The organism is Rathayibacter sp. PhB1 (assembly GCF_004362935.1).
In the GTDB taxonomy this organism is placed as follows: domain Bacteria; phylum Actinomycetota; class Actinomycetes; order Actinomycetales; family Microbacteriaceae; genus Rathayibacter; species Rathayibacter festucae.
In genome coordinates this window covers 387891-413173 of record NZ_SNYD01000003.1, presented here as the reverse complement: position 1 = coordinate 413173, position 25283 = coordinate 387891, and the positions used below count along the sequence as shown (strand labels likewise).

Genomic DNA, 25283 nt, shown 5'->3' with positions numbered 1-25283 from the left:
CGCGGAGAGGTCGCGTTGCTCTCCCGGTCGCCTCTCGACCGGTCGGCGGCGCGGGCCTACAGTGGCTGCGACGGCGGTCCGGGACGACTCCGGGCAGGCCGTCGCCGAGCGGAGGGAAGCCATGTCCTCGACCGTCCCCGACGCCGCCGGCGCACCCGCCGCGGAGCCGAGCGCGGCGAGCCTGCGCACCTTCGGCTGGATCCTCGTCAACACCGCGGTCGCGAACGTGACGACGAGCTTCCTCTGGTTCGCGCTGACCTTCTGGGTGTACCTCGAGACGCGGTCGGTGCTCGCCACCGGGATCATCGGCGGCGCGTACATGCTGCTCGTCGCGGTCTTCGCGATGGCGTTCGGCACGATCGTGGACCGGCACCGGAAGCACCGGGTGATGGTGTTCGCCGGGGCGGTGACGCTGGTGTCGTTCGGCGTCGCCGGCGGCCTCTACCTCGCGCTGCCGGAGGCGACGCTGCTGGACTTCGGCGGGCCCTGGTTCTGGGTCTTCTCCGGGACGGTCCTGTTCGGCGCGGTCATCGAGAACATGCGGAACATCGCCCTGTCGACGACGGTCACGCTGATGGTGCCGGTGGAGCGCCACGCGAACGCGAACGGCCTGGTCGGCACGGTGCAGGGGCTCGCGTTCGTGGTGACGAGCGTGTTCAGCGGGCTCTCGATCGGCCTGCTCGGCATGGGGTGGACGCTGCTGATCGCGATCGGCGTGTCCGCCGCGGCGCTCGTGCACCTGCTGTTCCTGCGGATCGCCGAGGCGATCCCCGCGGCGGCCGGCTCGCGGGCCCCGCTGATCGATCTGCGGGGGAGCATCACGGCGGTGCGCGCGGCGACCGGGCTGTTCGCGCTGATCGTCTTCTCGACCTTCAACAACCTGATCGGCGGCGTGTACCTGGCGCTGATGGATCCCTACGGTCTCGAGCTGTTCCCGGTGGAGCTGTGGGGCGTCGTGCTCGGCGTGACCGCGACCGGCTTCATCATCGGCGGGCTGCTGGTGGCGAAGCTCGGGCTCGGCCGGAATCCGATCCGGACGATGCTGCTGCTCGTGATGGCGATGGGCGTGATCGGCGCGGTCTTCACCCTCCGCGACTGGTGGTGGCTCTACGCCGGCGGCATCTGGGTCTACATGACGCTGATCCCCGCGGTGGAGGCAGCAGAGCAGACGGTCGTGCAGAAGGTCATCCCGTTCGAGACCCAGGGGCGGGTCTTCGGCTTCGCCGCGGCGCTGGAGTCGGCGGCGGCGCCGATCACCGCGTTCCTGATCGCGCCGATCGCGGAGTTCGCTCTGATCCCGTACATGGAATCGGCGGACGGGCGGGCGGCGTACGGCTGGCTGCTCGGCGACGGGGTCGGCCGGGGGATCGCGCTCGTCTTCCTGATCGGCGGGGTGATCATGGTGGTCGCGGCCGGCGCCGCGATGCTCACCCGCTCGTACCGCACGATCTCGGCGCAGTACCTGCGCGCGGAGCCGCCGGCGGCCGGCGCCCTTCCGGAACCGTCGTCGGACGACCTCGAGCCCGCGCCGGGAGAGAGCTCGGTCGAACAGCAACGCTGACGGCCGGCATCGCCGCCGCTCCGCCACCGCGAGAAACGCGACGTTTCGAGTGTTAGAGCGTTTTATCCAGATCTCCTAAAACGCTCTGACTTCCCTAACGGGCGCCGCCGGCGCGCGATGGGTCGCTGTTGAGGGATCGGGGGTCGCGTCGGCGGATCCGGACGCTCCCCGACCGGTACGGGCGGTGGACTGCAGGTGCTCCGAGCGGTTCGGAGCGACTCGCATCTCTGGAGGAGACCCGTCGTGAGCATCACCAGCACCCTGCACCTCAACTTCCGCGGCCGCGCGAGGGAGGCGCTCGAGTTCTACCACTCGGTCTTCGGGGGCGACCTCGTCCTCGCTCCCTACGGGAACGTCGAGGCGGGGCAGAGCGCCGCCCAGTCCGAGCAGATCGCCTGGGGGCAGGTGACGGCGCCGAGCGGATTCCACGTCATGGCGTACGACGTGCAGGACTCGCTCCCGTACGCGGCCGGCGAGAATGCGTTCTACGTGTCGCTGCGGGGTGCCGAGAGCGCGGAGATCGAGCGCCTCGGCACCGCCCTCGCGGAGTCGGAGGGCGCGGTCGTCCACGTCCCGTTCGGGCCGTCCGTGTTCTCGCCGCTCTACGGCAAGCTGACCGACCGCTTCGGGGTCACCTGGATCATCGACGTGGTCGTGCCGTGGGCGGGATGAGCTGCAGCAGCGGTTGCCCGGGGCGGGGGGATCTCGATACGCGCCCTGCGGGCGCTACTCGATCAGCATGTTCCGGACGCCTCCATGCTGGTCGAGTAGCCGCGGGGCGGCGTATCGAGACCCGCCGTCTGCAGGGGGGATCTCGATACGCGCCCTGCGGGCGCTACTCGATCAGCATGTCTTCGTCGCGCTTCGAGGGCTACTCGATCAGCATGTCCTTGCTGCCTCGGCCCCCTCCGCGGGGACGCTCGCTCAGACCTGGCGGAGCCAGGTGAGCTGCGAGTGCGGCTCGACGATCAGCGGGCCGAGCTTCTCGTTGAAGACCGCTCCGTAGTCGGCCGAGATGTGCGCCTGGAAGGCGTCCTCGTCGCGGTAGATCTCGTAGACGAAGAACCGCGCGGGGTCGTCCTCGCGCCGGTAGGGCACGAACTCGACGTTGCCGCGCTCCTGGCGCACGAGCTCGCCGAGGTCGGCGATCATGCCCGCGACGGTCTCCTCCTGGCCGGGCTTCGCCGTGAACTCGGCGTAGAGGACGCGGGGGGCGGCGGTCGTCATGCGGTCGCCGCTCCCGTCATGATCGCGACCGCATCGGTCATCGAGTGCGACTGCGGCGTGATGGTCGCCGCCTTCTTGCCGAGGCGCTGGATGTGGATGCGGTCGGCGACGTCGAAGACGTGCGGCATGTTGTGGCTGATCAGGATGACCGGGATGCCGCGGTCGCGCAGGTTGCGCACGAGCTGGAGCACCTGGTTCGACTCGCGCACGCCGAGGGCCGCGGTGGGCTCGTCGAGCACGACCACCTTCGAGCCGAACGCCGCGGCGCGGGCGACGGCGACGGCCTGGCGCTGACCGCCGGAGAGGTTCTCCACCGGGACCGTGACGTCCTGGAGGGTCGAGATGCCGAGCTCGGTCAGCTCCGCGCGGGCCTCCTTGCGCATGCCGGCGGTGTCGAGCATCCGGAACACGGAGCCGAGCACGCCCTTCTTGCGCTTCTCGCGGCCGAGGTAGAGGTTCGACGCGACGTCGAGCGCGGGGGAGACGGCCAGATTCTGGTAGACCGTCTCGATGCCGGCGCCCCGCGCGTCCTGGGGGCGTTTGAAGGTCACGGGCTTGCCGTCGAGGAGGATCTCGCCCTCGTCGGGGATCTCGGCACCGGTGAGGCACTTGATCAGGGTGGACTTGCCGGCTCCGTTGTCGCCGATGATCGCCAGGACCTCGCCGGGGTAGAGCTCGAGGCTGACGCCGTCGAGCCCGACCACGCGGCCGAAGGTCTTCACGAGGCGCTTGGCCTGCAGGACGGGGGTGCGGGCGGCGGCGGGGGCGGTTCCCGCGGCGTCGATGAGGGTCACTTGCGAACCTTCCGGATCCACTGGTCGACCGAGACGGCGACGATGATGAGCACGCCCACGGCGAGCGTCTGGTAGAGGACGTCGAGTCCGGCGAGCGAGAGCCCGTTGCGGAAGACGCCGACGATGAGGGCGCCGAGCAGGGTGCCCCACACGGTGCCGCGACCGCCGAAGAGGCTGGTCCCGCCGATGACGACGGCGGTGATGGAGTCGAGGTTGAGGTCGGCTCCGGCGTTCGGGCTGGCGGCGTTGGTGCGGCCGATCTGGATCCACGCGCCGATGGCGAGGATCGCGCCGGCGGCGAGGTAGACGCTCATCAGGACCCGGTTCACGCTGATGCCGGCGAGGCGCGCGGCCTCCTTGTCGTCGCCGACGGCGTAGACGTGGCGGCCCCAGGCGGTCTTGCCGAGGATGAACGCGACCACGATGTAGAGCAGGAGCATCAGGATCACGCCGAAGCTGATCCGGACGCCGAGGATGTCGAAGGTGCCGCCGGTGGAGGGCAGCAGGGCGGGCATGTCGGTGCCGCGGACGGTCGAGCCGCTGGAGTAGAGGAGCGTCAGCGCCACGAAGATGTTGAGCGTGCCGAGCGTCACGATGAACGGGGGGAGCCGCAGCCGCGTCACCAGGACGCCGTTGAAGGCGCCGGCCGCGAGTCCGACGATCAGGCCCAGCAGCAGGGCGACGATCGCGGGCAGGCCGTTCTCGGTCGCGGTCTGCGCGATGACCATCGAGGTGAGGACCATCACGGCGCCGACGGAGAGGTCGATGCCGGCGGTCAGGATGATCAGCGTCTGCGCGACGGCGAGCGTTCCGACGACCGCGACCTGCTGGGTGATGAGCGAGAGGTTCGAGGGGTCGAGGAAGCGGTCGTTGAGCAGTCCGAAGACGATGATCGCGAGGACGAGCACGACGGCGGGGCTGACGGCCGGGTAGCGGTGCAGGACGCCGCGGACGCGGTCGAGCGGCGTGCGGCGGTCGAGGAACTCGCTGGCGAGATCGAGGGCGGAGGTCGGCGGATTCGGGTCGGTGGTCTTCTGAGCCACGATGGCCTTTCTGGAGTCGCTGGGAGCGGAAGGGGGAGGGCGGGGCGCCGGAGCGCCCCGCGTCGGGCTACTCGCCCCAGCAGATCCCGGCGGCGTCGTCGGAGCTGATGCTGTCCAGGCCGTCGACCGGGGTGTCGGTGACGAGCTGCGAGCCGGTGTCGAAGAAGTCGAGGCCCTCGCTGGTGCTGGGCTCGGTGCCGTCCTTCGCGAGCTGCGCGATCGCCTCGACGCCCAGCTGGGCCATCTTCACGGGGTACTGCTGCGCGGTCGCGCCGATCAGGCCCTCCGCCACGTTCTTCACGCCGGCGCAGCCGCCGTCGATCGAGACGAGCAGGACGTCCTTCTCCTTGCCCGCGGCCTGGAGGGCCTGGTACGCGCCGTAGGCGGCGGGCTCGTTGATCGTGTAGACGACGTTGATGTCGGGGTTCTTGGAGAGGAGCGTCTCCATGGCGGTGCGGCCGCCGTCCTCGGCGCCCTGGGTGGCCTCGTTGCCGACGATCTCGTAGTCGCCGCCGCTGTAGCTGCCGGTCTTCTCCTCGTCGCCGTTGACCTCCTCGTCCGCGACGTCGATGCCCATGCCGGTGAGGAAGCCCTGGTCGCGGTTGTAGTCGACCGAGACGACCTTGTCGTCGAACAGGTCGAGCATCGCGATGGTCGCCTTCTCGCCGTCGAGCTGCGCGGCGGTCCACTTCCCGATCGACTCGCCGGCGGTGAAGTTGTCGGTGGCGAAGGTGATGTCGACGGCGTCGGCCGGGTCGGGCGCGGTGTCGAGGGCGATCACGAACAGGCCGGCGTCGCGGGCCTTCGCGATGGCGTCGACGACCGAGGGGCCGTTGGGCGTGATCAGGATGCCCTTGTCGCCCTTCGAGATCGCGTTCTCGATGGCCTGGATCTGGGTGTCCTCGTCGCCGTCCTCCTTGCCCGCGGCGAGCGTGAGGTTCACGCCGGCGGTGGTGGCCGCCTCCTTGGCGCCGTCCTCCATCGCGACGAAGAAGGGGTTCGTGGTGGTCTTGACGATGAGGGTGACGCCCACGCCGTCGCCGCTGTCAGCGGTCGAGCCGGCGTCGGAGGAGCCGGAGCTGGAGCAGGCGGTCATGCCCAGGGCCGCGAGGATCGCGACCGAGCCGAGGCCGAGGTACCGGTTGAAGCGAGGGGAGCGGTTCGTCATTGAAAGTCCTGTTCATAGGGCGGGAGCTGCCTCCCGACAACGATGTCAGGGGAAGGTCTATCGTGTTCTCACAGCTAAGGTCAAGTCATCCCCGAGGAAGTGAGACGACACCGTGACATCGATGTCAGGACCCCGCGACGCCGTCGCCTCCGGTCGCCGCCCCACCATGAAGCACGTCGCCGCCCTCGCCGGAGTCGGCATCAAGACGGTGTCGCGCGTCGTCAACGGGGAGCCGAACGTCTCGGCCGCCACCATCGAGCGCGTGCAGGCGGCGGCGCGGCAGCTGCAGTACCAGCCCGATCTGCACGCCGGGAACCTGCGGCGCTCGAACGGGCGCACGAACACACTGGGCCTGCTGGTGGGCAGCGTCGCGAACCCCTTCTCCGGCGCGGTGCACCGCGCCGTCGAGGACCTCGCCAACGAGCGCGGCGTCGCGGTCTTCGCCTCGAGCCTGGACGACGACCCGGCCCGCGAGCGGTCGTCGGTGAACGCGTTCGTCTCGCGCCGCGTCGACGGGCTGATCCTCACCACGGTGGCCCCCAGCCAGGCCTACCTGGGCGTCGAGATCGACCGCGGCACCCCCGCGGTGTTCGTCGACCGCGTCCCCACCGGCATCACGGCCGACGCCGTGATCACCGACAACGCCGCCGGGATCGCGCGCGCCGTCGGCCATCTGGCCTCCTTCGGCCACGAGCGCATCGCCTTCCTCGGCGACCGGCCCGAGATCTTCACGGCGCGCGAGCGCGAGCGCGGCTTCCTCGAGGAGATGGCGCGGCGCGGCCTCCCCGTGCTCCCCGGCTTCGTCCGCCACGGCGCCCACGACGAGCACGCGGCCGAGGAGATGGCGACCGAGCTGCTGGCGCAGGGGACGCCGCCGACCGCGATCATCGGCGGGCAGAACCTCGTCACCATCGGTGTCCTCGCGGCGCTGCGCCGCCGCCAGGAGCACGGCCGCGTCGCGCTGATCGGCTTCGACGACATCCCGCTCGCCGAGCTGCTGCACCCCGCCGTCTCCGTCATCGCGCAGAACCCCGGCCTGATGGGGCGGACCGCCGCGGAGCGCGTCTTCCTGCGCCTGGACGGGGAGGACGAGCCGGCCCAGACCTTCGTCATCCCCACCACCCTGATCGCCCGCGGCTCCGGAGAGGTCCCCGTCCATGTCTGAGTCGTCCGTGTCCGAACCGTCCGCGCAAGCACCGTCCGCCTCCGGGCCCGCCGTCGTCGTCCTCGGCGACGCCCTGATCGACGTGCTCCGCGACGAGTCCGGCGAGCAGCGCTTCCTCGGCGGCGCCGCCTACAACGTCGCCGTCGGTCTCGCCCTGCTCGGCCACCGCGTCCAGCTGCTCGCGATGATCGGCGACGACGAGGACGGCGCCGCGATCCGCGCCGCGACCGCGGAGCACGGGGTGGAGCTCGTGCCCACCGTCGGTCCGCTCGGCACCTCGGTCGCGATCAGCGAGCGCGTCGACGGCGAGCCGCACTACGTCTTCAACGACGCCGCGCGCCGGCGGCGGATCCGCTTCGGCGCCCGCGAGCGCGCGGTCCTCGACGTGGCCGCCCTCGTCGTGGTCAGCTGCTTCCCCTTCGACGACGAGGAGCAGGCGGAGGAGCTGCTCGCGGCCGTCGCCCGCCCCCGGGAGCGCCTCGTCCTCGATCCGAACCCGCGCTCGGGGATGCTCGCCGACGCGGGGCGCTTCCGCCGCGGCTTCGAGCGGCTGGCGGAGCGGTCGCTCCTGGTCAAGATCGGCGACGACGACGTCGCTCTGCTGCACGGGCAGCCGCTGATCGAGGTCGTCGCGCAGCTGCGCGGCGCCGGTACCCGGACGGTGCTCGCCACCCGGGGAGCGCAGGGTGCGAGCCTGCACCTCGAGGACGGGACGGCGGCCGACGCGCCGATCGCCTCCGATCCGCGGCCCGTGATCGACACGATGGGCGCGGGCGACGCCTGCCTGGCGGCCGCCGTCTCGTCGATCCTCCGGCGGGGGATCCCCGCTGTGGCGGCCGACGCCGCCGCGATGCTCGACGACTGCATGCGGATCGCGGCGGCCACCTGCCGCGCCCGCGGGGCCCTCCTGCGGCTCCCGGCTGACCGGCTCACCATCGCCGGCTGATGACTTTCGCAGGAGCCCTTGAATTGTCCGGAGGACAGTCCGTAGATTCGCCCCCACATTGACAACGTTGTCACCTCGGGTGACACGCGCAACGAAGGGCGTACCTCAGTGCTATCTCCCCGTTCCTCCCAGCCCCGGCCGCGTCGCGCCGGCGGCGTCGTCGCCGTCGCGGCGGCCCTCTGCCTGGTCGGCGGCGGCCTCTCCGTCCCCGCCGCGTCGGCCGCGGTGGCCGACCCCGCCTCCGAGGCCTACCGGCCCGCGATCCACTACTCACCCGCCCAGAACTGGATGAACGACCCCAACGGTCTCGTCTACTACGAGGGCGTCTACCACCTCTACTACCAGTACAACCCGCAGGGCACGCGCTGGGGCAACATGAGCTGGGGCCACGCCACCAGCACCGACCTGACGCACTGGACCGAGCAGCCGCTCGCCATCCCGGGCGACGCGGAGTCGGACATCTTCTCCGGCTCGATCGTCGTCGACAAGGACAACACCTCCGGGTTCGGCACCGCCGAGAACCCGCCCCTGGTCGCGATGTACACCGCGGCGTACAAGACGGGGGAGCAGGCGCAGGCCCTCGCCTACAGCACCGACGCCGGGCAGACCTGGACGAAGTACGACGGCAACCCCGTCATCGACCGCGACCAGAACGACTTCCGCGACCCGCACATGTTCTGGTACGACGGCGGCACCCCGGAGTCCTCCTACTGGGTCGTCGTCACCGTGGAGGCGGACGACCACAAGGTCCTGCTGCACAAGTCGACGGACCTGCGGAACTGGACCGAGCTCAGCGAGTTCGGCCCCGCCAACGCGACCGGCGGCGTCTGGGAGTGCCCCGACCTCTTCCCGCTGGCGGTCGACGGCGACCCCTCGAACATCAAGTGGGTGATGGTCGTCAACCTCAACCCGGGCGCGGTGGGCGGCGGCTCCGGCGGGCAGTACTTCGTCGGCGACTTCGACGGCACCACCTTCACCTCCGAGTCGACCGTCGGCTCCGACACCCTGCCCGAGGGCACGACCCTCGCCGGGTTCGACGACGGGACCTACAACGGCTGGACCGTGAGCAACGAGCCCGGCAACTGGAAGAACGGGCCCTTCGGCGCCGCCCCCGCCACCGGTCCGATCGACGGCCAGCAGACGGTCACGGGCTTCGCCGGAACGGGGCTCATCAACGGCTTCAACGACGGCGACTGGCCGGTCGGCTCGATGGAGTCGCCCGACTTCACCGTGGACCAGGACCACCTGAACTTCCTCGTCGGCGGCGGCAACCACCCGCACGTCGACGGCACGCAGCTCGCCAACGACCCGCCCGCCGGGAGCGAGCTGCTCTTCGACGGCTTCGAGTACCCGGATCAGCAGGGCCTGGCAGACAACGGCTGGAGCGTGACCGGCGACCTCGCCGACGGCACCAACCCCTCGACCAGCGGCGGCGAGTTCTTCCTCGGCCAGAAGCGGATCAACACCTTCGACGGCGGGCCGAAGGGCGACGACAACCTCGGCACCCTGACCTCGCCGGAGTTCACGATCGACAAGAGCCACCTGAGCATGCTCGTCGGCGGCGGCTTCCGCCCCGAGGGCGACCCGCAGACCCTCGAGGTCCAGCTCGTCGTCGACGGCGAGGTCGTGCGGACCACCGCCGGCACGAACGACGGCGCCCTGAACTGGAAGAGCTGGGACGTCTCCGCGTACCAGGGGAAGGCGGCGCGGATCGTCGTCGTCGACGACGCGACCGGCGGCTGGGGTCACCTGACGGTCGACCACGTCGTCCTCGCCGACACCGCGGCGCAGGTCCGCTCGAACGAGACGAGCGTGAACCTCGTCGTCGACGGCGAGATCGTCCGCACCGCGACCGGCAGCGACAGCGAGACGCTGGACTGGACGAGCTGGGACGTCGCCGACCTGGCCGGCCGCACCGCGCACCTCCAGGTCGTCGACAACAACCGCGCCGGCTGGGGCCACATCCTCGCCGACCAGTTCATGCTCGCCGACGAGCCGGCGCAGAGCCGCCTGGTCGACTACGACTGGCTCGACTGGGGCCGCGACTACTACGCGGGAGTCACCTTCGACAACGCGCCCGACGACAAGCGCATCATGATCGCGTGGATGAACAACTGGCAGTACGGCGAGGCGATCCCCACCGGCCAGTGGCGCGGGGCCATGGCCCTGCCGCGTGAGCTCGCCCTGCAGACGGTCGACGGCGCGCCGAAGCTCGTGCAGAAGGTCGTCGACCAGACGGCCGGACTCGAGCAGACGGAGAACGCGTTCACGCTCGGAGCGACGGACATCGCCGAAGGCGAGACCGCGCTGCCCGCGGCGGCCGAGGGCAGCGTCTACAAGCTCGACGCCGTGCTCAGCGCCGGGGACGCCGACTCGTTCGGCCTCTCGGTCCGCAACTCGGGCGACGGGAGCCAGCGCACGCCGATCACCTACGACGTCGCGTCCGGTCAGCTGAGCGTCGACCGGACCCGCTCGGGCGACGTCGGCTTCGACGCCGACTTCCCCTCGGTCGAGACCGCCCCCGTGGCCCTCGAGGACGGGAAGCTGCACCTCGAGCTGTACGTCGACACCGCCTCGGTGGAGACGTTCGCCCAGGGCGGCATCGCGACGATCACCGACCAGATCTTCCCCGACGCCGGCAGCGAGGGCGTCTCGCTCCTCGCCACCGGGGGCACGGCGCGAGTGGAGAGCCTGACGGTCACGCCGCTCAGCCGCTCGATGTTCACCGATCCGGCTGCGGTCACCGCACTCACCGCGACCGGAGCGGCGCAGACCGTCGAGACCGGTGACGCGATCACCGGGCTCGGTGTCACGGCGACGAACGCCGCGGGCGCTCCCGTCGCGGGGACGGACGTCGCGTTCACCCTCGACGGACCGGCCCGCTTCGCCGACGGCGGCACGACGGCGACCGTCGCGACCGGCGCCGACGGCTCCGCGGCGCTCCCCGCGGCCACCGCGGGTCCCGGCACCGGCGCCGTCGCGATCACCGCGACGGCCGGGGGCGTCAGCAGCGTCCTGCCCGCAGTCACCGTGGTCGCCCCGGCGACCGAGGTGGACGTCGACGTGACGATCACCAGCACGAAGCGCAACGGATCGGTGGTCCTGACGGCGACGGCGACGAACAGCGGGAGCACTGCCGTGCGGCTGAGCATCCCGACGCCGTTCGGAGCGCTGAAGGTGACCTCGCTGGCCGAGGGGCAGTCGAGGAGCGTGTCGCTCGACACCCACCTCTCGCGGGTGCCCGCCGGCTCCGTCCGGGTGACCGCGACGGCGCCCGACGGGACGCGGGAGACCTTCCCGGTCGCGTACCGCGGCTCCGGGAAGTAGGACGACCGGCTCCGGGTGACCGGGGCGATGGAGGGGGCGGTGGCTCCGGGTGCGCCCGGGGTCGCCGCCCCCTCTCGTCGTCCGGGGTGGCGCTGACGGCGGGGGGTCCTGCGGTGGTGGATCTCGATACGCGCCCTCCGGGCGCTACTCGATCAGCAGGAGGGCGGCGCCCTGCGGCCGTTGCGCGATCGGCAGGAAGCGGATGCTCTGCGGGTGCTGCGCGATCGGCAGGGGAGCGGGTGCCCGGCGGGCGCTCCTCGATCGGCGTGAGTACGGGTGCGGCGCGTTCATGCTGGTCGAGTAGGCGCGGAGCGGCGTATCGAGACCCGGGGTCTGCAGGGGGTGGATCTCGATACGCCCGCGGAGCGGGCTACTCGATCAGCATGAAAAACGGGCGCGCCCAGTGGGCGCTCCTCGGTAGGCGTGAGTGCGGGTGCGGCGCGTTCATGCTGGTCGAGTAGGCGCGGAGCGGCGTATCGAGACCCGGCGTGTGCAGGGGGGTGGATCTCGATACGCCCGCGGGGCGGGCTACTCGATCAGCATGGTTCGCCCGCGAGCGGGCTACTCGATCAGAAAAAAACGGGGTGCGCCCAGCGGGCGCTCCTCGACAGAAGAGGGGGCGCGCCCAGTGGGCGCTCCGCGGTCGGCGCGGGCCGGGCGTCAGGCGGCCGGGGCGGCCGTGGACTCGCGGACGATGAGGGTGGAGGCGAGGCGGACGGTGGGGGTGTCGACGGGGTCGCCGGCCGCGAGCTTGAGCAGGAGGCGGGTCGCCTCGGAGGCCATGCTGGCGAGGGGCTGGCGGACGGTGGTCAGCTGCGGGCTGACCCAGCGGCAGAGGTCGACGTCGTCGAAGCCGACGACGGAGAGGTCCTCGGGGACGCGGAGGCCGCGGTCGCGGGCCGCGAGGTAGACGCCGTAGGCCTGCTCGTCGGAGCCGCTGATGATCGCGGTGGGCCGCTCCGGGAGGTCGAGCAGCTCGCCGCCGAACCGCACGCCGCCGCTGATCAGCGAGTCGCCGTTCCGGACGAGCTCCTTCGCGGGCTCGACGCCGGCGCGGCCGAGCGCGCTGGTGAAGCCGTCCAGGCGGTCCTGGTGGCACTCGAGCTCCATCGGGCCGGTGACGAAGCCGATCCGCCGGTGGCCGAGCGCGAGCAGGTGCTCCGTCGCCTCCCGGCCGCCGACCCAGTCGGTGGCCGACACGGTGGCGAACGACTCCGTGTCGCTGCCCTGCGGATCGATGGCGACGACCGGCACCTTCAGCTTCCCGAGCCGCTCGCGCGCCTCCGCCGTGAGGTCCGACACCACGAGCACGATGCCGTCCGAGCCGCGGGAGGCGATGCGGTCGATCCAGTCGGGCGCGCCCGCCCCGCCGTCGTGGGTGACGTTGAGCACCAGGTCGACGCCCGACCGGGAGGCCTCCGCCTGGGCGCCGCGGAGCAGCTCCGTCGCCCACTGCGTCTCGAGGCTCGAGACGACGAAGTCGATCAGCGTCGCGGATCGCTTGGCCTTGCGTCGCGCATAGCCGTGGTCCTCGATGAGGCGCTCGATCTCGTGCCGCTTGGGGGCCGAGATGCCGGGCTTGCCGTTGAGGACGCGGGACACCGTGGGGATGGAGACGCCCGCCGCCTCGGCGATTTGCGCGAGAGTTGCGCCGGATTCCGTCATGCGACACCGCCTTCCTGCTCAGCTCCCGAGGTCTTGACCTCTCGGTCCTCGTCACTTTACACTGCAACTCGTGCGCAACTTGCGCAGTAAGTTGCAAGCAAGTTTTGCGAGTCGCCCGAGGAGGCGGCGCCGCACCTCGATCCACGGACACTCCGCGACGACGCGGAGCGAAGGAGTAGCGCGATGTCGAAGAAGACGTTCGGTTGGCCGAGGAGGGCCGCGCTCGTCGCGGCCGGTGTCCTGGCGGTCTCGCTCACCGCCTGCAGCGGCGGCGGGGGAGGAGCCTCGAGCGATCCCGGCTCCGCCACCGAGGGCTCGATCACCTGGTGGGGCTGGACCCCGGACAAGCCGCTGGCGGACAAGCTGATCGCCTCGTTCAACGAGGAGTACCCGGACATCGAGGTGGAGTTCGTCTCGAAGCCGATCGACAGCTACGACTCGGTGCTCGGCCCGGCCATCACCTCGGCCGACGGCCCCGACGTCTTCAACGTCGCGCCCGGCTCGGCGAACGGCGGTGTCGAGACCTTCCAGGCCGGCGCCATCGACCTCGGCCCCGCGGTCGAGGAGGAGCTCGGCGCGGACTGGCAGGACAAGCTGGCCGCCTCGGGCGTCGAGGGCCTCGCCGTCGACGACAAGGTGGTCGGCCTCTCCGCCGGCGCCGTCTACTCCGGCAGCATCTGGGTCAATCAGGACATGCTCGACGAGGTCGGCGTCACCGCGCCCACCACCTACGACGAATGGGTCCAGGTCTGCCAGACCCTCGAGGCGGCCGGCAAGGGCTGCTTCGTCCAGGGCGCCGGCCAGTGGGCCTTCGACATGGACACCTTCGAGGCGATCATGCAGAACATCGAGCCCGGCGCCTACGCCAAGGCCGCCGCGGGCGAGATGGACTACACGGATCCCGCCTTCGAGCAGGGCATGCAGATCTGGAAGGACCTCTTCGACGACGGGATCATGCAGGAGGGCGCCATCGGCCTGCAGCAGTACCCGGACGCCAACAACGCCTTCATGTCGGAGAAGTACGCGATGGTGATGATGGGCAGCTGGTACACCCAGTACACCGTCCGCGACTCGATGATCACCGCGATGGAGGCCGCCGGAGTCGCCGACCCCGAGCCGTTCACCATGGTGCCGATCCAGTTCCCGGACGTCGCGGGCACCGGGAACGTCGGCCAGATGTTCGGCGACGCGGACTACGGCCTCGCCGTGAGCACCAAGTCCGACGCGCAGGCCGCGGCGACCACGTTCGCCGTCTGGCTGACCACCTCCGAGGCCGGCCAGACCGCCGTCGCGAACACGCTGAACGACATCCCGTCGCTGGCGGGGGTGCAGCCCGACTGGGACGGCATCGACCTCGTCGCGCCGGACGCGCAGCTGGACGCGCTCAAGGAGTACACGGCGACGGCGAGCGCCGCGACCGACCCGCGCTTCGCGACGGTCAGCGCGGATCTCAACACCGCCTTCCGGGACGCGCTGATCGGCGTCGCCTCCGGGGACACGGACATCGACCAGGCCCTCCAGGGTCTGCAGTCCGTCGTCGACGACCAGAAGTAGGACCGAATCCACCTCGCGGGCGGCCGATCGGGCCGCCCGCGACGGGCATCAGGCAAGGGAGCTGAGATGACAACGGCCATCGCGAGATCCGGGGCGGGAGCGCCCGACCGCGCCGCTCGAGGCGTGGAGCCCGCCCCGCAGCGCCGGCGGAAGCGGATGCTCCTCGGGCCCGGGATGATCTGGATCCTCCCGGCGATCGTCCTCGTGCTGGGGATGATCTACTTCGCCATCGGCTACACGGGCTACGTCTCGACGCTCGACTGGAACGGGTTCATCCTGAGCCCGTCGGAGTCGGTGGGCGCGGACAACTTCGTGCAGATGTTCCAGGACCGCGTGTTCTGGGGCGCGATCGGGCACACGGCGGTCTTCTTCGTCGTCACCTTCGCGGTGCAGACGGCGGTCGGCTTCACCTTCGCGGCGATCATGCACTCGCGGATCGCCCTGGCGCCGCTCTACAAGGTGCTGATCTTCGTGCCGACCGTCCTCGCTCCGGCGTCGATGGCGCCGGTCTTCCGCTCGATCTTCGACGTCGACGGGCAGTTCAACCAGCTGCTGCGCGGCGTCGGGCTGGGCGGGCTCGCCCACCCGTGGCTCGCGGATCCGGCCACGGCGATGCCGGTCGTGATGGCCGTCACCGTCTGGCAGTGGACGGGACTCACCTTCATCCTCTTCTACGCCGCGATGGCGCAGATCGAGCCGGAGATCCTCGAGGCGGCCCGGATCGACGGGGCGAGCAACCTCCGCACCCTCGTCGCGATCGTCTGGCCGATGTGCAAGGGCACGACGATCGCGCTCGCCACGCTGGGGATCATCGGGGCGCTGAAGACCTTCGACGTGCCGTACCTGGTGACCAAGGGCGGGCCGAACCACGCGACCGAGTTCCTCGGCACGTACATCTACCAGACCATGGTCGCGGAGAAGCACTTCGGCTACGCGGCCGCGATCTCGATCGCCCTCCTCGTCCTCGCCGTCGGCGGCGGCGTCCTGATGAACCTGCGGCGCCGCGCCGACGAGAGCTGAGGCCCGACGTGTTCGAACTCCGCACGGTCCGCTCGCGCATCGGCGTGCAGCTGCTCGCGACCGTCATCGTCCTCCCGTTCCTCTTCGCGCTCGTCGCGATGGTGCAGGGCTCGCTGGCCGGCGCCGGCTGGGGCAACTACGGCAAGGTCTTCGCGACCGGTGTCGTCCCCACCTACTTCCGGAACACGATCATCGTCGCGGTCTCGACCGTCGCGATCGTCTACGTCCTCACGATGCTGGCGGCCTTCGGCTTCGCCAAGCTGCGCATCCGCGGCAAGGAGGTGTGGTTCTGGCTGCTGATCGCGGCGCTGACCATGCCGGAGGCGGTGCTGCTGACGCCGCTGTTCGTCACCGCGTCGACGCTCGACGTCTACAACCAGCTGATCGCGGTGATCCTGCCGCTGGCCGCGCTGCAGGTGCCGTTCACGGTCCTGCTGGCCCGGAGCTTCTTCGCCGGCATCCCGACCGAGCTGATGGACGCCGGCCGCGTCGACGGGGCGAGCATCGTCAAGGTCTTCTGGTACATCGTCCTGCCGCTGACCCGGCCGATCGCCGGCGCGATCGTGGTGCTCACGCTGATCAACAGCTGGAACGCGTTCCTGCTGCCGCTGCTGATGCTGAACGACCCGGACAAGCAGGTGGTGACCCTGCTGCCCTCGTTCTTCACCAGCCAGTACACCAACGACCAGACGGGAGTCCTGGCCGCCTCGGTGATCACGGCGGTCCCGGTGATCGTCGCGTACCTGCTGCTGCAGCGCTCCTTCGAGCGCGGCCTGGCCGCCGGGGCGCTCAAGTGAGCGCCCGGCTGGACGGGGCGCTCGCCGTCGTCACCGCCGGCACCGCGGGGATCGGGCGGGCGATCGTGCTCCGCCTGGTCGCCGAGGGGGCCGACGTGATCGCGACCGGCACGAGCGAGGGGCGCGCGGCGGCCCTGCGCGCGGAGACCGGCGGTGCCGTGCGCACCGTGGTCGGCGACGGCTCGACGCTCGAGCACCTGGACGAGCTGGCGCGGGCCGTCGGCGAGGACGGCCGCGCCGTCGACGTCCTGGTCCTCAACGCCGGGCGCGACGTGGAGGCGACGCCGATCGTCGACACCACTCCGGAGATGTTCGACCACGTGAGCGACCTCAACTTCCGCGGCACCTTCCTGACCGCCCGGAGCATCGTGCCGGCGATGGCGGACGGCGGGCGCATCGTCCTCGTCTCCTCGATCGCCGGGCACAACGGCGGGCCCGGGCACTCCGTCTACAACGCGACCAAGGCGGCCGTGCGCTCGCTGGCGCGCACCCTGACGGCCGAGCTCGCCGACCGGCGGATCCGCGCCAACGCGGTCAGCCCCGGCCCGATCGCCACCGCCGGCTTCGACCGGTTCACCGGCGGGTCCGCCGCCGTCGAGCAGGCGGTCGCCGCGCAGATCCCCGTCGGCCGCATCGGCCGGCCCGAGGAGGTCGCCTCGGCGGTCCTCTTCCTCGCCACGGCGGAGTCGAGCTTCATCGCCGGCGCCGAGCTCGTCGTCGACGGCGGGATGACGCAGGCGTGACGGCGACGACGACGCGATCCCCTCCGCAGCACGACGGCACGATCGAGCACGACCCCGTATCGACAGAGAGAAGGTCCGACATGACTGAGCCGATGACGTTCGCGGTGGTGGGGACCGGCTGGCGCTCCGAGTTCTACCTCCGCCTGGCCCGCACCGCCCCCGAGCGGCTGCGCGCCGTGGCGATCGTGGCGAACTCCAGCGCCGCCGAGGAGCGGATGAGCGCCCGCTGGGACGCCCCCGTCGTCCGGACACTGGAGGAGGCCCTCGCCCACCGGCCGGACTTCGTGATCGCCGCCGTCTCCTGGCCGTCGATGCCGGGCGTGACGATCCGGCTCGCGGAGCTCGGCGTGCCGGTGCTCGCGGAGACCCCGCCCGCGCCCACCGCCGACGGGCTGCGCGAGCTGTGGAGCGCGCTCGGCGCCTCGGCCCAGGTGCAGGTCGCGGAGCAGTACATGCTGATGCCCGGGCACGCGGCGCGGCAGGCGGTCGTCCGGAGCGGCGCGATCGGCGAGGCCACCGCCGTGCAGATCGCGTCCACGCACCTGTACCACGCGACCAGCCTGATCCGCGGCTTCCTCGGCGCGGGCATGGCCGAGGCCGTGGTGAGCGCCCGCGCCTTCACCGCGCCCCAGGCCGATCCGCTGACCTTCGACGGCTGGCGCGAGGACCCGTCGCCCGAGCCGCGGACCACGACGATCGGCACCCTCGACTTCGGCGACGGCCGGACGGGCCTCTACGACTTCGTCGACAACCAGTGGTGGAACCCGCTGCTCAGCCGGCGGATCGTGATCCGGGGCTCGCTCGGCGAGATCGCCGACGACAGCGTCACCCACCTCACCGAGGAGGGCGTGATCGTCTCGCCGATCTCCTACCGGCGCACCGGCATCGACATGAACCTCGAGGGCAACGAGGTGGTCACCGCCTCCTTCGAGGGCCGGATCGTCTGGCGCAACGAGTGGGTCGGGACCCGGCTGTCCGAGGACGACCTCGCCGTCGCCGACCTCCTCGAGGCGACCGGGCGGTGGGCCCGCGACGCCGGCCCCGCGCCCTATCCGCTGGCCGAGGCCTGCCAGGACCATCTCCTCGGTCTCGCGATCGAGGAGTCCGTACGAACCAGCGCCGATGTGCGCGTGAGCAAGGAAGCGTGGGCCTGATGCCTCTCGTCACCATCGAAGTCGCCGACACCGTCCCCGAGGAGACCCGGTTCGCCTACGCGGAGGCCGTCAACGCGGGCCTCGTCGAGGGCCTGGGCATGGATGCGGAGGACCGCTTCCAGGTCATCCACCCGCTGCCCGCCAGCCACCTCGTCGCCGACCCGCACTACCTCGGCGGCGACCGCCGTGACGTGGTCTACGTGCGCGTCCTGATGGTCCGGATGTACGACAGGGAGACCAAGGCCGCGATGTTCGAGGCGGTCGCCCGCCGGCTGGAGGCCGAGGGCGTCCGCCCGGACGACGTGTTCATCGCGATCGCCGAGAACACGCTGGACGACTGGTACCCCGGCGCTCGGGGCGAGCGTGGCTGACCTCGGCGCGCGCACGCTCACGACCGACGTCCGGGTCGTCGACGAGCAGGGCCGGCCGGTCGCCGGCGTGGACGTGACCACCGAGCAGCTGCGGCACGCGTTCGGCTTCGGCAGCATCGGCTTCGACTTCCTCGACTGGCTGGGCGGCCCGCCGCTCTCCACCGGCGGCGACGCCTCGGAGTTCTTCGGCGGCAGGGTCGACTCCGATCCGCAGCTGCTCGCCGACGCCTGGCTCGGTGTCTTCGACACGGTGACGCTGCCCTTCTACTGGCGGGCGTTCGAGCCCGAGCGCGGGCGCCCCGAGACCGAGCGGCTGCGCCGGACGGCCGAGTGGTTCGCCGCGCGCGGCGTCCGGGTGAAGGGCCACCCGCTCGTCTGGCACACGCTGGCGCCGGAGTGGCTGCTGCCGCTCGAGGACGCCGAGGTGGAGGAGGTGCTGCGCGCGCGGGTCCGCCGCGAGGTCGCCGACTTCGCCGGGGTCGTCGACGTCTGGGACGCGATCAACGAGACGGTGATCCTGCCCCGCTTCACGGCGGAGCCGAACGCGATCACCCGGCTCGCGCAGCGCCTCGGCCGGGTCGGCATGATCCGGCTGGCGTTCGAGGAGGCCCGCTCGGTCGGCTCGGGCGGGCGCTTCGTCCTCAACGACTTCGACCTCTCCAGCGAGTACGAGCACGTGATCGAGGAGTGCCTGGACGCGGGGATCGCCATCGACGCGATCGGCCTGCAGACGCACATGCACCAGGGCTACCGCGGCGAGGACCGGATCGCCGAGGTGCTCGAGCGCTTCTCCCGCTTCGGCCTGCCGCTGCAGATGACCGAGACGACCCTGCTCTCGGGCGACCTGATGCCGCCGGAGATCGGCGACCTGAACGACTACGTCGTCGACTCCTGGCCGAGCACCGAGGAGGGCGAGGCGCGGCAGGCGGACGAGCTCGTCCGGCACTACCGGAGCGTCCTCGCGCATCCGGCGGTCGAGTCGCTGACCTACTGGGGGCTGACCGACGACGGCGCCTGGCTCGGGGCGCCCTCCGGGCTGCTCCGCCGCGACGGCAGCCGGAAGCCCGGCTACGACGCGCTGCAGGACCTGATCCGCCGCGAGTGGTGGCACGCCGAGACGACCGCGAGGACCGGGGCGGACGGCTGCGTCCCGCTGCGGGGCTTCGCCGGGCGCTACCGGGTGACCGCCGGCGGCACGTCGGTCGAGGTCGAGGTGTCGGCCGGGAGCGGCCCGATCGCGCTCGTGGTGCCGCGATGAGCATCGAGGCGGACGAGGAGCGCGTGCAGGCCGCGGCCGGGTCCCGGCTCACCGAGCTGCGCGTCGCGGCGGCGGCGGCCGCGACTCCGGCGGTGCTCGCCTCCTCGCGGCAGGAGCGGGCGGGCTGGCTCAGCCGGATCGCGGCGCGGCTCGACGAGGCGCGCGACGACCTGGTCGAGGTGGCCGAGGCCGAGACGCACCTCGGCGTCGAGCGGCTGCGGGGCGAGGTGGCGCGCACGACCGGCCAGCTGCGGCTCTTCGCGGACGTGCTCGAGGAGGGCTCGTACCTGGAGGCCTCGATCGACGTCGCCGGCACGATCGGCGGCGACGGCTCGCAGGAGATCCGCCGCTTCCTCCGCCCGCTCGGGCCGGTCGCGGTCTTCTCGGCCTCCAACTTCCCCTTCGCCTTCTCGGTCGCCGGCGGCGACACCGCGTCGGCGCTCGCCGCGGGCTGCCCGGTGCTGGTGAAGGCGCACCCCGGGCATCCGGAGCTGTCGCGGCGCACGGCCGCCGTGGTCGATCGGGCGCTGGAGGAGGCCGGCGCCCCGCGCGGGACCTTCGAGCTCGTGGAGGGGCGCGAGGCCGGGCTCGTCCTGGTCGCAGCGCCCGAGGTGCGCGCCGTGGCGTTCACCGGCTCGCTGCCGGGGGCGACCGCGCTGATGGACGCGATGTCCGAGCGCGCCGAGCCGATCCCGTTCTTCGGCGAGCTCGGCAGCGTGAACCCCGTGGTGATCACCCCCGGCGCGGTCGAGGAGCGCGGGTCGGCGCTCGCGGCCGAGCTGGTCGCCTCCTTCACGCTCGGCGGCGGGCAGTTCTGCACCAAGCCCGGCGTGGTCTTCGTGCCGGCGGCGGTGGATCTCGATACGCCCTCTGTGAGGGCTACTCGATCAGCATGGGACGGCGGCGCCCCTGCGAGCGGGTCGGCAGGGGAAGGAGGCGGCACGCCTCCATGCTGGTCGAGTAGCGCGCAGCGCGTATCGAGACCCGCGTTCCGCCAGGCGGTGGCCGAGCGGGTCGAGAGTCTGCCGGGGACGGTGCTGCTCACCGAGAGGATCGCCGACTCCTTCACCGCGGTCGCCGACCGGCTCCAGTCGGCGGACGGGGTCCGCGTCCTGGCCCGTGGTGCACAGGCCGACGGGACGACGCCCGTGGTGCTCGTGACGACCGTCGACGACTTCGTCCGGCACAGCGACGTCCTGCTCGAGGAGTGCTTCGGCCCGCTGACGCTGCTGGTCGAGTACCGCTCGCCGGAGGAGGTGCTCGCCGCGCTCACCCACCTGGACGGATCGCTGACCGCCACCGTGCACAGCGCGCCGGGCGAGGACATCGGCGCGCTCGTCGCCGTCCTCGCCGAGCGCTCCGGCCGCGTCGTCTTCGGCGGCTGGCCCACCGGCGTCAGCGTCACCTGGGGCCAGCACCACGGCGGACCGTGGCCCGCCACGACCTCGCAGCACACCTCGGTCGGCGCGACCGCGATCCGGCGCTTCCTCCGTCCGATCGCCTACCAGGGGGCACCGGCCTCCGCGCTCCCGGCCGACCTCACCGACGCGGGCCTGGCCCGCCTCCCTCACCGCCGCGACGGCAGATCGGTCCCCCGATGAACGACGAGAACCCCGGCCGGCCCACGGGCCTCGGCCCGGTGATCCGCACCGGCCGCGCCGTCCGCAGCGCCCAGTGGTACGGCGGCGACGACCGCAACACCTACCTGCACCGGGCGTGGATGCGACGCGGCACGCCCGACCACGCCTTCGACGGCCGACCGCAGATCGCGATCGCGAACACCGCCTCCGACCTCTCGCCGTGCAACTCGCACCTCGACGAAGTCGCGCAGAGCGTGAAGAACGGCGTCTACGAGGCCGGCGGGATCCCCTACAACCTGCCGGTCATCTCGCTCGGCGAGACGACCGTCCGGACCACTGCGATGCTCTGGCGCAACATGGTCGCGATGGCGGCGGAGGAGCTGTTCCGCGCCAATCCGATCGACGGTCTGGTGCTGCTCGGCGGCTGCGACAAGACCATCCCGGCGCTGCTGATGGCCGCCGCCAGCGTGGGGATCCCGGCGATCGTGGTGCCCGGCGGGCCGATGCTGAACGGGACCTTCCGCGGCAGCACGCTCGGCTGCGGCACCGACGTCTGGCGCCTGAGCGAGGAGGTGCGGGCAGGCGCGCTCGACAGCGACTACTTCGTGCAGTCCGAGTCCTCGATGATCCGCAGCCGCGGGCACTGCAACACGATGGGCACCGCGTCCTCGATGGCCTGCGTCGCGGAGGCGCTCGGCATGACCCTGCCCGGCGTCGCGGGCGTCCCCGCCTCGGACAGCCGGCTGCTGCAGTTCGCGCACGCGACGGGCAACCGCGTCGTCGCGATGGTGGAGGAGGAGCTCGCGCCGGCGGACGTGATGACGAAGGCCGCGTTCCACAACGCGATCGTGGCGCTCGCCGCGATCGGCGGATCGACGAACGCCGTGGTGCACCTGCTCGCGATCGCCGGCCGCCTCGGTGTCGAGCTCGACCTCGACGACTTCGACCGCATCGGCGCGGACGTCCCGCTGCTGGTCAACCTGCAGCCGGCCGGCGCGCACCTGATGGAGGACCTGTTCCGCGCGGGCGGCTTCCTCGCCGTGATGAACGAGGTGCGGCCGCTGCTGGATCCGACGGCGGTGACGGTGCTCGGCACGCCCTTCGTCGACGAGCTGCCGGGGCACGAGGTCTGGGACCGCGACGTGATCCGCACGGCCGAGTCGCCGCTGCTGCCCGCGGCCGGCATCGCCGTGCTGCGCGGGAACCTGTCGCCGACCGGCGCGATCATCAAGCCGGCCGCGGCCACGGCGGCGCTGCTGCGGCACCGCGGTCCGGCGGTCGTCTTCGACTCGGTCGAGGACATGCACGCGCGGATCGACTCACCGGAGCTCGATGTCACCGCGGACTCGGTGCTGGTGCTGCGCGGCTGCGGTCCGCGCGGCTACCCGGGGATGCCCGAGGTCGCGAACATGCCGCTGCCGAAGCGCCTGCTCGACGCGGGCGTGCGCGACATGGTGCGGATCTGCGACGGACGGATGAGTGGCACGGCCTACGGCACGATCGTGCTGCACGTCACGCCGGAGTCGGCGGTCGGCGGTGCGCTCGGGCTGGTGCAGGACGGCGACCTGATCGAGCTCGACGTCCCGGCGCGGACGCTGACGCTGCTGGTGACCGACGAGGACCTCGCGGCCCGCCGTCCGTCCGCCGCGACCACGGCCGCCTACGCGGCGCCGGTCCGCGGCTGGGAGCGGCTGTACGTCGACCACGTCGAGCAGGCCGAGCGCGGCGCGGACCTGGACTTCCTGACCGGGGCGACCGGGCCCGGCGTCATGCGGGAGTCGCATTGAGCCGGGCGGGGCGGAACCGCCCGATGCACGACGAGGGGACCACGACGACCGGCACGACAGGAGGACCGCGATGAGCACGCGGATGCGCGCGGCGGTGCTGCGGGAGTTCGGCGCGCCGCTGGCCGTCGAGGAGCTCGACGTCGCCGATCCCGGCCGGGGCGAGCTGCTCGTCGAGATCGACGCGGCGGGCGTCTGCCACTCCGACCTGCACTACCTGCGCGGTGATCTGCGCTGTCCGCTGCCGGTGGTGCCCGGCCACGAGGGCGCCGGCCGGATCGTCGCCCTCGGGCCGGACCTCCGCGAGGGCTTCGCCGTCGGCGACCGGGTGGCGCTGCTCTGGCGGCCGAACTGCGGCCGCTGCCGACAGTGCGTCGCCGGCCGGCCGATCATGTGCGAGTACGGACCGGTGCAGGCCGCGTCCGGCGGTCTCCTCGACGGCACCAGCCGGCTCAGCGCCGCGGGCGAGACCGTGCACCACCTGCTCGGGGTGTCCTGCTTCGCGGAGCGGGTGGTCGTGCCCGAGCGGAGCGTGGTGCGCGTGCCGGACGACGTGCCGGCCGAGATCGCGGCGATCGCCGGCTGCGCGGTGATCACCGGGGTCGGCGCGGTGCTGAACGTGATCGGCGCGTGCCTCGGCGACGCGGTCGTGGTGATCGGCGCCGGCGGCGTCGGCCTCTCCGCGGTGATGGGCGCCCGGGCGGCCGGGGCGACCACCGTCGTCGCGGTCGACGTGGATGCGGATCGGCTGGCGCTGGCGAGGCGGCTCGGCGCGACGCACGCGATCGACGGGTCCTCCGGCTCCATCGGCGGCGGCGACACGGTCGAGCAGCTGCTCGCCCTCGTCCCCGGCGGGGTGCCCTGGGTGGTCGAGGCGGTCGGGCGGCCGGAGACGCTGGCTTCGGCCGTCGCGATGCTGCAGCAGGGCGGGACGGCCGTCGCCGTGGGCCTCGGCCGGGTCGGGCAGAGCGTGGGCATCCCGGTGAACGACCTGGTGCAGAAGCAGAAGCGCGTGGTCGGCTCGCTCTACGGGTCCTCGATCCCGCAGCTGGATCTACCGCGGATCTTCGAGCTGTACCGCAGGGGCGCGCTGCCGCTCGACGAGCTGGTGGGGGAGCGGTTCGCCCTCGAGGACATCGGCGCGGCCTTCGAGGCGCTGGAGCACGGGAGCGTCGGGCGCTCGATCGTCGTGCCCGCGCGGGAGGGTGTGCGGTGAGCGCGTACGCCCGGTATCCGAGCCTCGAGGGCCGGACCGTGCTCGTGACGGGCGGCGCATCCGGGCTCGGCGCGGAGTTCGTGCGGCAGTTCGCGGCGCAGGGTGCGCGGGTCGGCTTCCTCGACATCGACGCCGAGCAGGGCGCGGCGCTCGCCCGCGAGCTGGGCGGAGCCGTCCGCTTCGCCGCCTGCGACGTGCGCGACGTGACGGCGCTCGAGGCCGCGATCGAGGGGCTCACCGCCGAGCTCGGCCCGGCTCACGTGCTTGTCAACAACGCGGCGAACGACGCCCGGCACACCGTCGAGGACCTCGATCCGGCCTACTGGGACGACCGGATGGCCGTGAACCTGCGCCACCAGTTCTTCGCCGCGCGGGTCGTCTCGCGGGGGATGCTGCGCGCGGGCGCCGGCTCGATCATCAACCTCGGCTCGATCAGCGCGCACATCGACCTCGTCGAGCTGGTCGGCTACATCACCGCGAAGGCCGCGATCGAGGGCATGACCCGCGCCCTGGCCCGCGAGCTCGGCGCCGGCGGTGTGCGGGTGAACTGCGTCATCCCCGGCTGGATCATGACCGAGCGGCAGCTCGAGCAGGTCGTCACCCCCGAGGCGGAGCAGCAGATCGACCGCAGCCAGTGCCTCCCCGGCCGCCTCGTCCCGGCGGACGTCGCCCGCCTGGTCCTCTGGCTCGCGGCCGACGACTCCGCGATGTGCACCGCCCAGAACTGGGTCGTCGACGGCGGCTGGCTCTGACGCGCTCCGCCGCCGCCCGAGGAGCCGCGGCGCGGCACGCCCCCCTGCATGCTGGCCGAGCAGCGGCGCAGCCGCCCCTGCATGCTGGTCGAGTAGCGGCGCAGCCGCGTATCGAGACCCGGCGTCGTCTGACGGGTGGATCTCGATACGCCCTCTGC

The 25283-nt window shown here is 72.1% G+C and carries 22 protein-coding genes; 16 read left to right on the top strand and 6 right to left on the bottom strand.

What is annotated here, in order from left to right; genetic code table 11:
* The first annotated feature begins 121 nt into the window (after nucleotides 1-121).
* Together EDF17_RS09650 and EDF17_RS09645 are read left to right on the top strand one after the other, a co-directional pair.
* Nucleotides 122-1561: an MFS transporter gene (locus EDF17_RS09650; protein WP_123446895.1), complete on the top strand. Its 1440-nt coding sequence runs from the start codon at nucleotides 122-124 to the stop codon at nucleotides 1559-1561.
* Between the two features lie 243 nt (nucleotides 1562-1804).
* The gene (locus tag EDF17_RS09645; RefSeq protein WP_123446894.1) at nucleotides 1805-2233 is read left to right on the top strand and encodes a VOC family protein; all 429 of its coding nucleotides are present in this window, start codon (nucleotides 1805-1807) and stop codon (nucleotides 2231-2233) included.
* Nucleotides 2234-2485: 252 nt separating this feature from the next.
* Here the strand turns inward: EDF17_RS09645 and EDF17_RS09640 are convergent, their stop codons facing one another.
* The 4 genes from EDF17_RS09640 to EDF17_RS09625 form a co-directional block, all read right to left on the bottom strand.
* Nucleotides 2486-2788, bottom strand: a complete 303-nt coding sequence (locus EDF17_RS09640; protein ID WP_123446893.1) for a putative quinol monooxygenase — start codon at nucleotides 2786-2788, stop codon at nucleotides 2486-2488.
* Entirely contained in the window at nucleotides 2785-3582 is a 798-nt protein-coding gene (locus EDF17_RS09635) for an ATP-binding cassette domain-containing protein (protein WP_123446892.1), read from the bottom strand. The genes EDF17_RS09640 and EDF17_RS09635 overlap by 4 nt, the downstream gene beginning before the upstream one ends.
* Nucleotides 3579-4625, bottom strand: a complete 1047-nt coding sequence (locus EDF17_RS09630) for an ABC transporter permease (RefSeq protein ID WP_123446891.1) — start codon at nucleotides 4623-4625, stop codon at nucleotides 3579-3581. The genes EDF17_RS09635 and EDF17_RS09630 overlap by 4 nt, the downstream gene beginning before the upstream one ends.
* Before the next feature lie 67 nt (nucleotides 4626-4692).
* Nucleotides 4693-5793, bottom strand: a complete 1101-nt coding sequence (locus tag EDF17_RS09625) for a substrate-binding domain-containing protein (protein WP_123446890.1) — start codon at nucleotides 5791-5793, stop codon at nucleotides 4693-4695.
* 121 nt (nucleotides 5794-5914) lie between these two features.
* Here EDF17_RS09625 and EDF17_RS09620 point away from each other — a divergent pair, with 121 nt between their 5' ends.
* The 3 genes from EDF17_RS09620 to EDF17_RS09610 all read left to right on the top strand — a co-directional run bounded on the left by EDF17_RS09620 (nucleotide 5915) and on the right by EDF17_RS09610 (nucleotide 11231).
* Complete coding sequence (locus EDF17_RS09620; protein ID WP_243587837.1) at nucleotides 5915-6958, top strand: LacI family DNA-binding transcriptional regulator; 1044 nt, start codon at nucleotides 5915-5917, stop codon at nucleotides 6956-6958.
* Nucleotides 6951-7904 (top strand): PfkB family carbohydrate kinase, encoded by a 954-nt coding sequence (locus EDF17_RS09615; protein ID WP_123446888.1) that lies wholly within the window; start codon nucleotides 6951-6953, stop codon nucleotides 7902-7904. Before EDF17_RS09620 ends, EDF17_RS09615 begins: the two co-directional genes overlap by 8 nt.
* Nucleotides 7905-8129: 225 nt before the next feature.
* Nucleotides 8130-11231 (top strand): GH32 C-terminal domain-containing protein, encoded by a 3102-nt coding sequence (locus EDF17_RS09610; protein ID WP_260321624.1) that lies wholly within the window; start codon nucleotides 8130-8132, stop codon nucleotides 11229-11231.
* A gap of 144 nt (nucleotides 11232-11375) precedes the next feature.
* Here the strand turns inward: EDF17_RS09610 and EDF17_RS19810 are convergent, their stop codons facing one another.
* Both EDF17_RS19810 and EDF17_RS09605 read right to left on the bottom strand, forming a co-directional pair.
* The gene (locus EDF17_RS19810) at nucleotides 11376-11522 is read right to left on the bottom strand and encodes a hypothetical protein (protein WP_166649639.1); all 147 of its coding nucleotides are present in this window, start codon (nucleotides 11520-11522) and stop codon (nucleotides 11376-11378) included.
* 369 nt (nucleotides 11523-11891) lie between these two features.
* Nucleotides 11892-12896: a substrate-binding domain-containing protein gene (locus EDF17_RS09605; RefSeq protein ID WP_123446887.1), complete on the bottom strand. Its 1005-nt coding sequence runs from the start codon at nucleotides 12894-12896 to the stop codon at nucleotides 11892-11894.
* Between the two features lie 183 nt (nucleotides 12897-13079).
* Here EDF17_RS09605 and EDF17_RS09600 point away from each other — a divergent pair, with 183 nt between their 5' ends.
* From EDF17_RS09600 to EDF17_RS09550, 11 genes are all read left to right on the top strand, one after another.
* Nucleotides 13080-14450 (top strand): extracellular solute-binding protein, encoded by a 1371-nt coding sequence (locus tag EDF17_RS09600; RefSeq protein WP_123446886.1) that lies wholly within the window; start codon nucleotides 13080-13082, stop codon nucleotides 14448-14450.
* Nucleotides 14451-14516: 66 nt separating this feature from the next.
* Nucleotides 14517-15470, top strand: coding sequence for a sugar ABC transporter permease (locus tag EDF17_RS09595; RefSeq protein ID WP_208110594.1), 954 nt, complete (start codon nucleotides 14517-14519; stop codon nucleotides 15468-15470).
* Nucleotides 15471-15478: 8 nt separating this feature from the next.
* Nucleotides 15479-16267: a carbohydrate ABC transporter permease gene (locus tag EDF17_RS09590; protein ID WP_123446885.1), complete on the top strand. Its 789-nt coding sequence runs from the start codon at nucleotides 15479-15481 to the stop codon at nucleotides 16265-16267.
* The gene (locus EDF17_RS09585) at nucleotides 16264-17010 is read left to right on the top strand and encodes an SDR family oxidoreductase (RefSeq protein ID WP_123446884.1); all 747 of its coding nucleotides are present in this window, start codon (nucleotides 16264-16266) and stop codon (nucleotides 17008-17010) included. The genes EDF17_RS09590 and EDF17_RS09585 overlap by 4 nt, the downstream gene beginning before the upstream one ends.
* Before the next feature lie 80 nt (nucleotides 17011-17090).
* A complete protein-coding gene (locus EDF17_RS09580; RefSeq protein WP_123446883.1) occupies nucleotides 17091-18164 on the top strand; it encodes a Gfo/Idh/MocA family oxidoreductase in 1074 nt (357 codons plus the stop codon).
* Nucleotides 18164-18535, top strand: a complete 372-nt coding sequence (locus EDF17_RS09575) for a tautomerase family protein (RefSeq protein ID WP_133671971.1) — start codon at nucleotides 18164-18166, stop codon at nucleotides 18533-18535. Before EDF17_RS09580 ends, EDF17_RS09575 begins: the two co-directional genes overlap by 1 nt.
* On the top strand, nucleotides 18528-19793 hold the full coding sequence (locus tag EDF17_RS09570) for an endo-1,4-beta-xylanase (protein ID WP_123446881.1): 1266 nt from the start codon (nucleotides 18528-18530) through the stop codon (nucleotides 19791-19793). Before EDF17_RS09575 ends, EDF17_RS09570 begins: the two co-directional genes overlap by 8 nt.
* Nucleotides 19790-21394 (top strand): aldehyde dehydrogenase (NADP(+)), encoded by a 1605-nt coding sequence (locus EDF17_RS09565; protein WP_123446880.1) that lies wholly within the window; start codon nucleotides 19790-19792, stop codon nucleotides 21392-21394. Before EDF17_RS09570 ends, EDF17_RS09565 begins: the two co-directional genes overlap by 4 nt.
* Nucleotides 21391-23160, top strand: a complete 1770-nt coding sequence (locus EDF17_RS09560; protein WP_123446879.1) for an IlvD/Edd family dehydratase — start codon at nucleotides 21391-21393, stop codon at nucleotides 23158-23160. Before EDF17_RS09565 ends, EDF17_RS09560 begins: the two co-directional genes overlap by 4 nt.
* 70 nt (nucleotides 23161-23230) lie before the next feature.
* Nucleotides 23231-24373 carry a zinc-binding dehydrogenase gene (locus EDF17_RS09555; protein WP_208110593.1) on the top strand — a complete coding sequence of 381 codons (1143 nt, stop codon included), beginning with the start codon at nucleotides 23231-23233 and terminating at the stop codon, nucleotides 24371-24373.
* Nucleotides 24370-25125 carry an SDR family NAD(P)-dependent oxidoreductase gene (locus EDF17_RS09550; protein ID WP_123446878.1) on the top strand — a complete coding sequence of 252 codons (756 nt, stop codon included), beginning with the start codon at nucleotides 24370-24372 and terminating at the stop codon, nucleotides 25123-25125. Before EDF17_RS09555 ends, EDF17_RS09550 begins: the two co-directional genes overlap by 4 nt.
* The last annotated feature ends 158 nt before the right edge of the window (nucleotides 25126-25283 follow it).

What these genes read in the sequence shown, in the direction of transcription:
- EDF17_RS09595 (WP_208110594.1), top strand. Translation starts at nt 14,517, where the DNA reads ATGACAACGGCCATCGCGAGATCCGGGGCGGGAGCGCCCGACCGCGCC.
- EDF17_RS09625 (WP_123446890.1), bottom strand. Translation starts at nt 5,793, where the DNA reads ATGACGAACCGCTCCCCTCGCTTCAACCGGTACCTCGGCCTCGGCTCG.
- EDF17_RS09650 (WP_123446895.1), top strand. Translation starts at nt 122, where the DNA reads ATGTCCTCGACCGTCCCCGACGCCGCCGGCGCACCCGCCGCGGAGCCG.
- EDF17_RS09560 (WP_123446879.1), top strand. Translation starts at nt 21,391, where the DNA reads ATGAACGACGAGAACCCCGGCCGGCCCACGGGCCTCGGCCCGGTGATC.
- EDF17_RS09565 (WP_123446880.1), top strand. Translation starts at nt 19,790, where the DNA reads ATGAGCATCGAGGCGGACGAGGAGCGCGTGCAGGCCGCGGCCGGGTCC.
- EDF17_RS09615 (WP_123446888.1), top strand. Translation starts at nt 6,951, where the DNA reads ATGTCTGAGTCGTCCGTGTCCGAACCGTCCGCGCAAGCACCGTCCGCC.
- EDF17_RS09555 (WP_208110593.1), top strand. Translation starts at nt 23,231, where the DNA reads ATGAGCACGCGGATGCGCGCGGCGGTGCTGCGGGAGTTCGGCGCGCCG.
- EDF17_RS09605 (WP_123446887.1), bottom strand. Translation starts at nt 12,896, where the DNA reads ATGACGGAATCCGGCGCAACTCTCGCGCAAATCGCCGAGGCGGCGGGC.
- EDF17_RS19810 (WP_166649639.1), bottom strand. Translation starts at nt 11,522, where the DNA reads ATGAACGCGCCGCACCCGTACTCACGCCGATCGAGGAGCGCCCGCCGG.
- EDF17_RS09640 (WP_123446893.1), bottom strand. Translation starts at nt 2,788, where the DNA reads ATGACGACCGCCGCCCCCCGCGTCCTCTACGCCGAGTTCACGGCGAAG.
- EDF17_RS09580 (WP_123446883.1), top strand. Translation starts at nt 17,091, where the DNA reads ATGACTGAGCCGATGACGTTCGCGGTGGTGGGGACCGGCTGGCGCTCC.
- EDF17_RS09575 (WP_133671971.1), top strand. Translation starts at nt 18,164, where the DNA reads ATGCCTCTCGTCACCATCGAAGTCGCCGACACCGTCCCCGAGGAGACC.
- EDF17_RS09600 (WP_123446886.1), top strand. Translation starts at nt 13,080, where the DNA reads ATGTCGAAGAAGACGTTCGGTTGGCCGAGGAGGGCCGCGCTCGTCGCG.
- EDF17_RS09620 (WP_243587837.1), top strand. Translation starts at nt 5,915, where the DNA reads ATGTCAGGACCCCGCGACGCCGTCGCCTCCGGTCGCCGCCCCACCATG.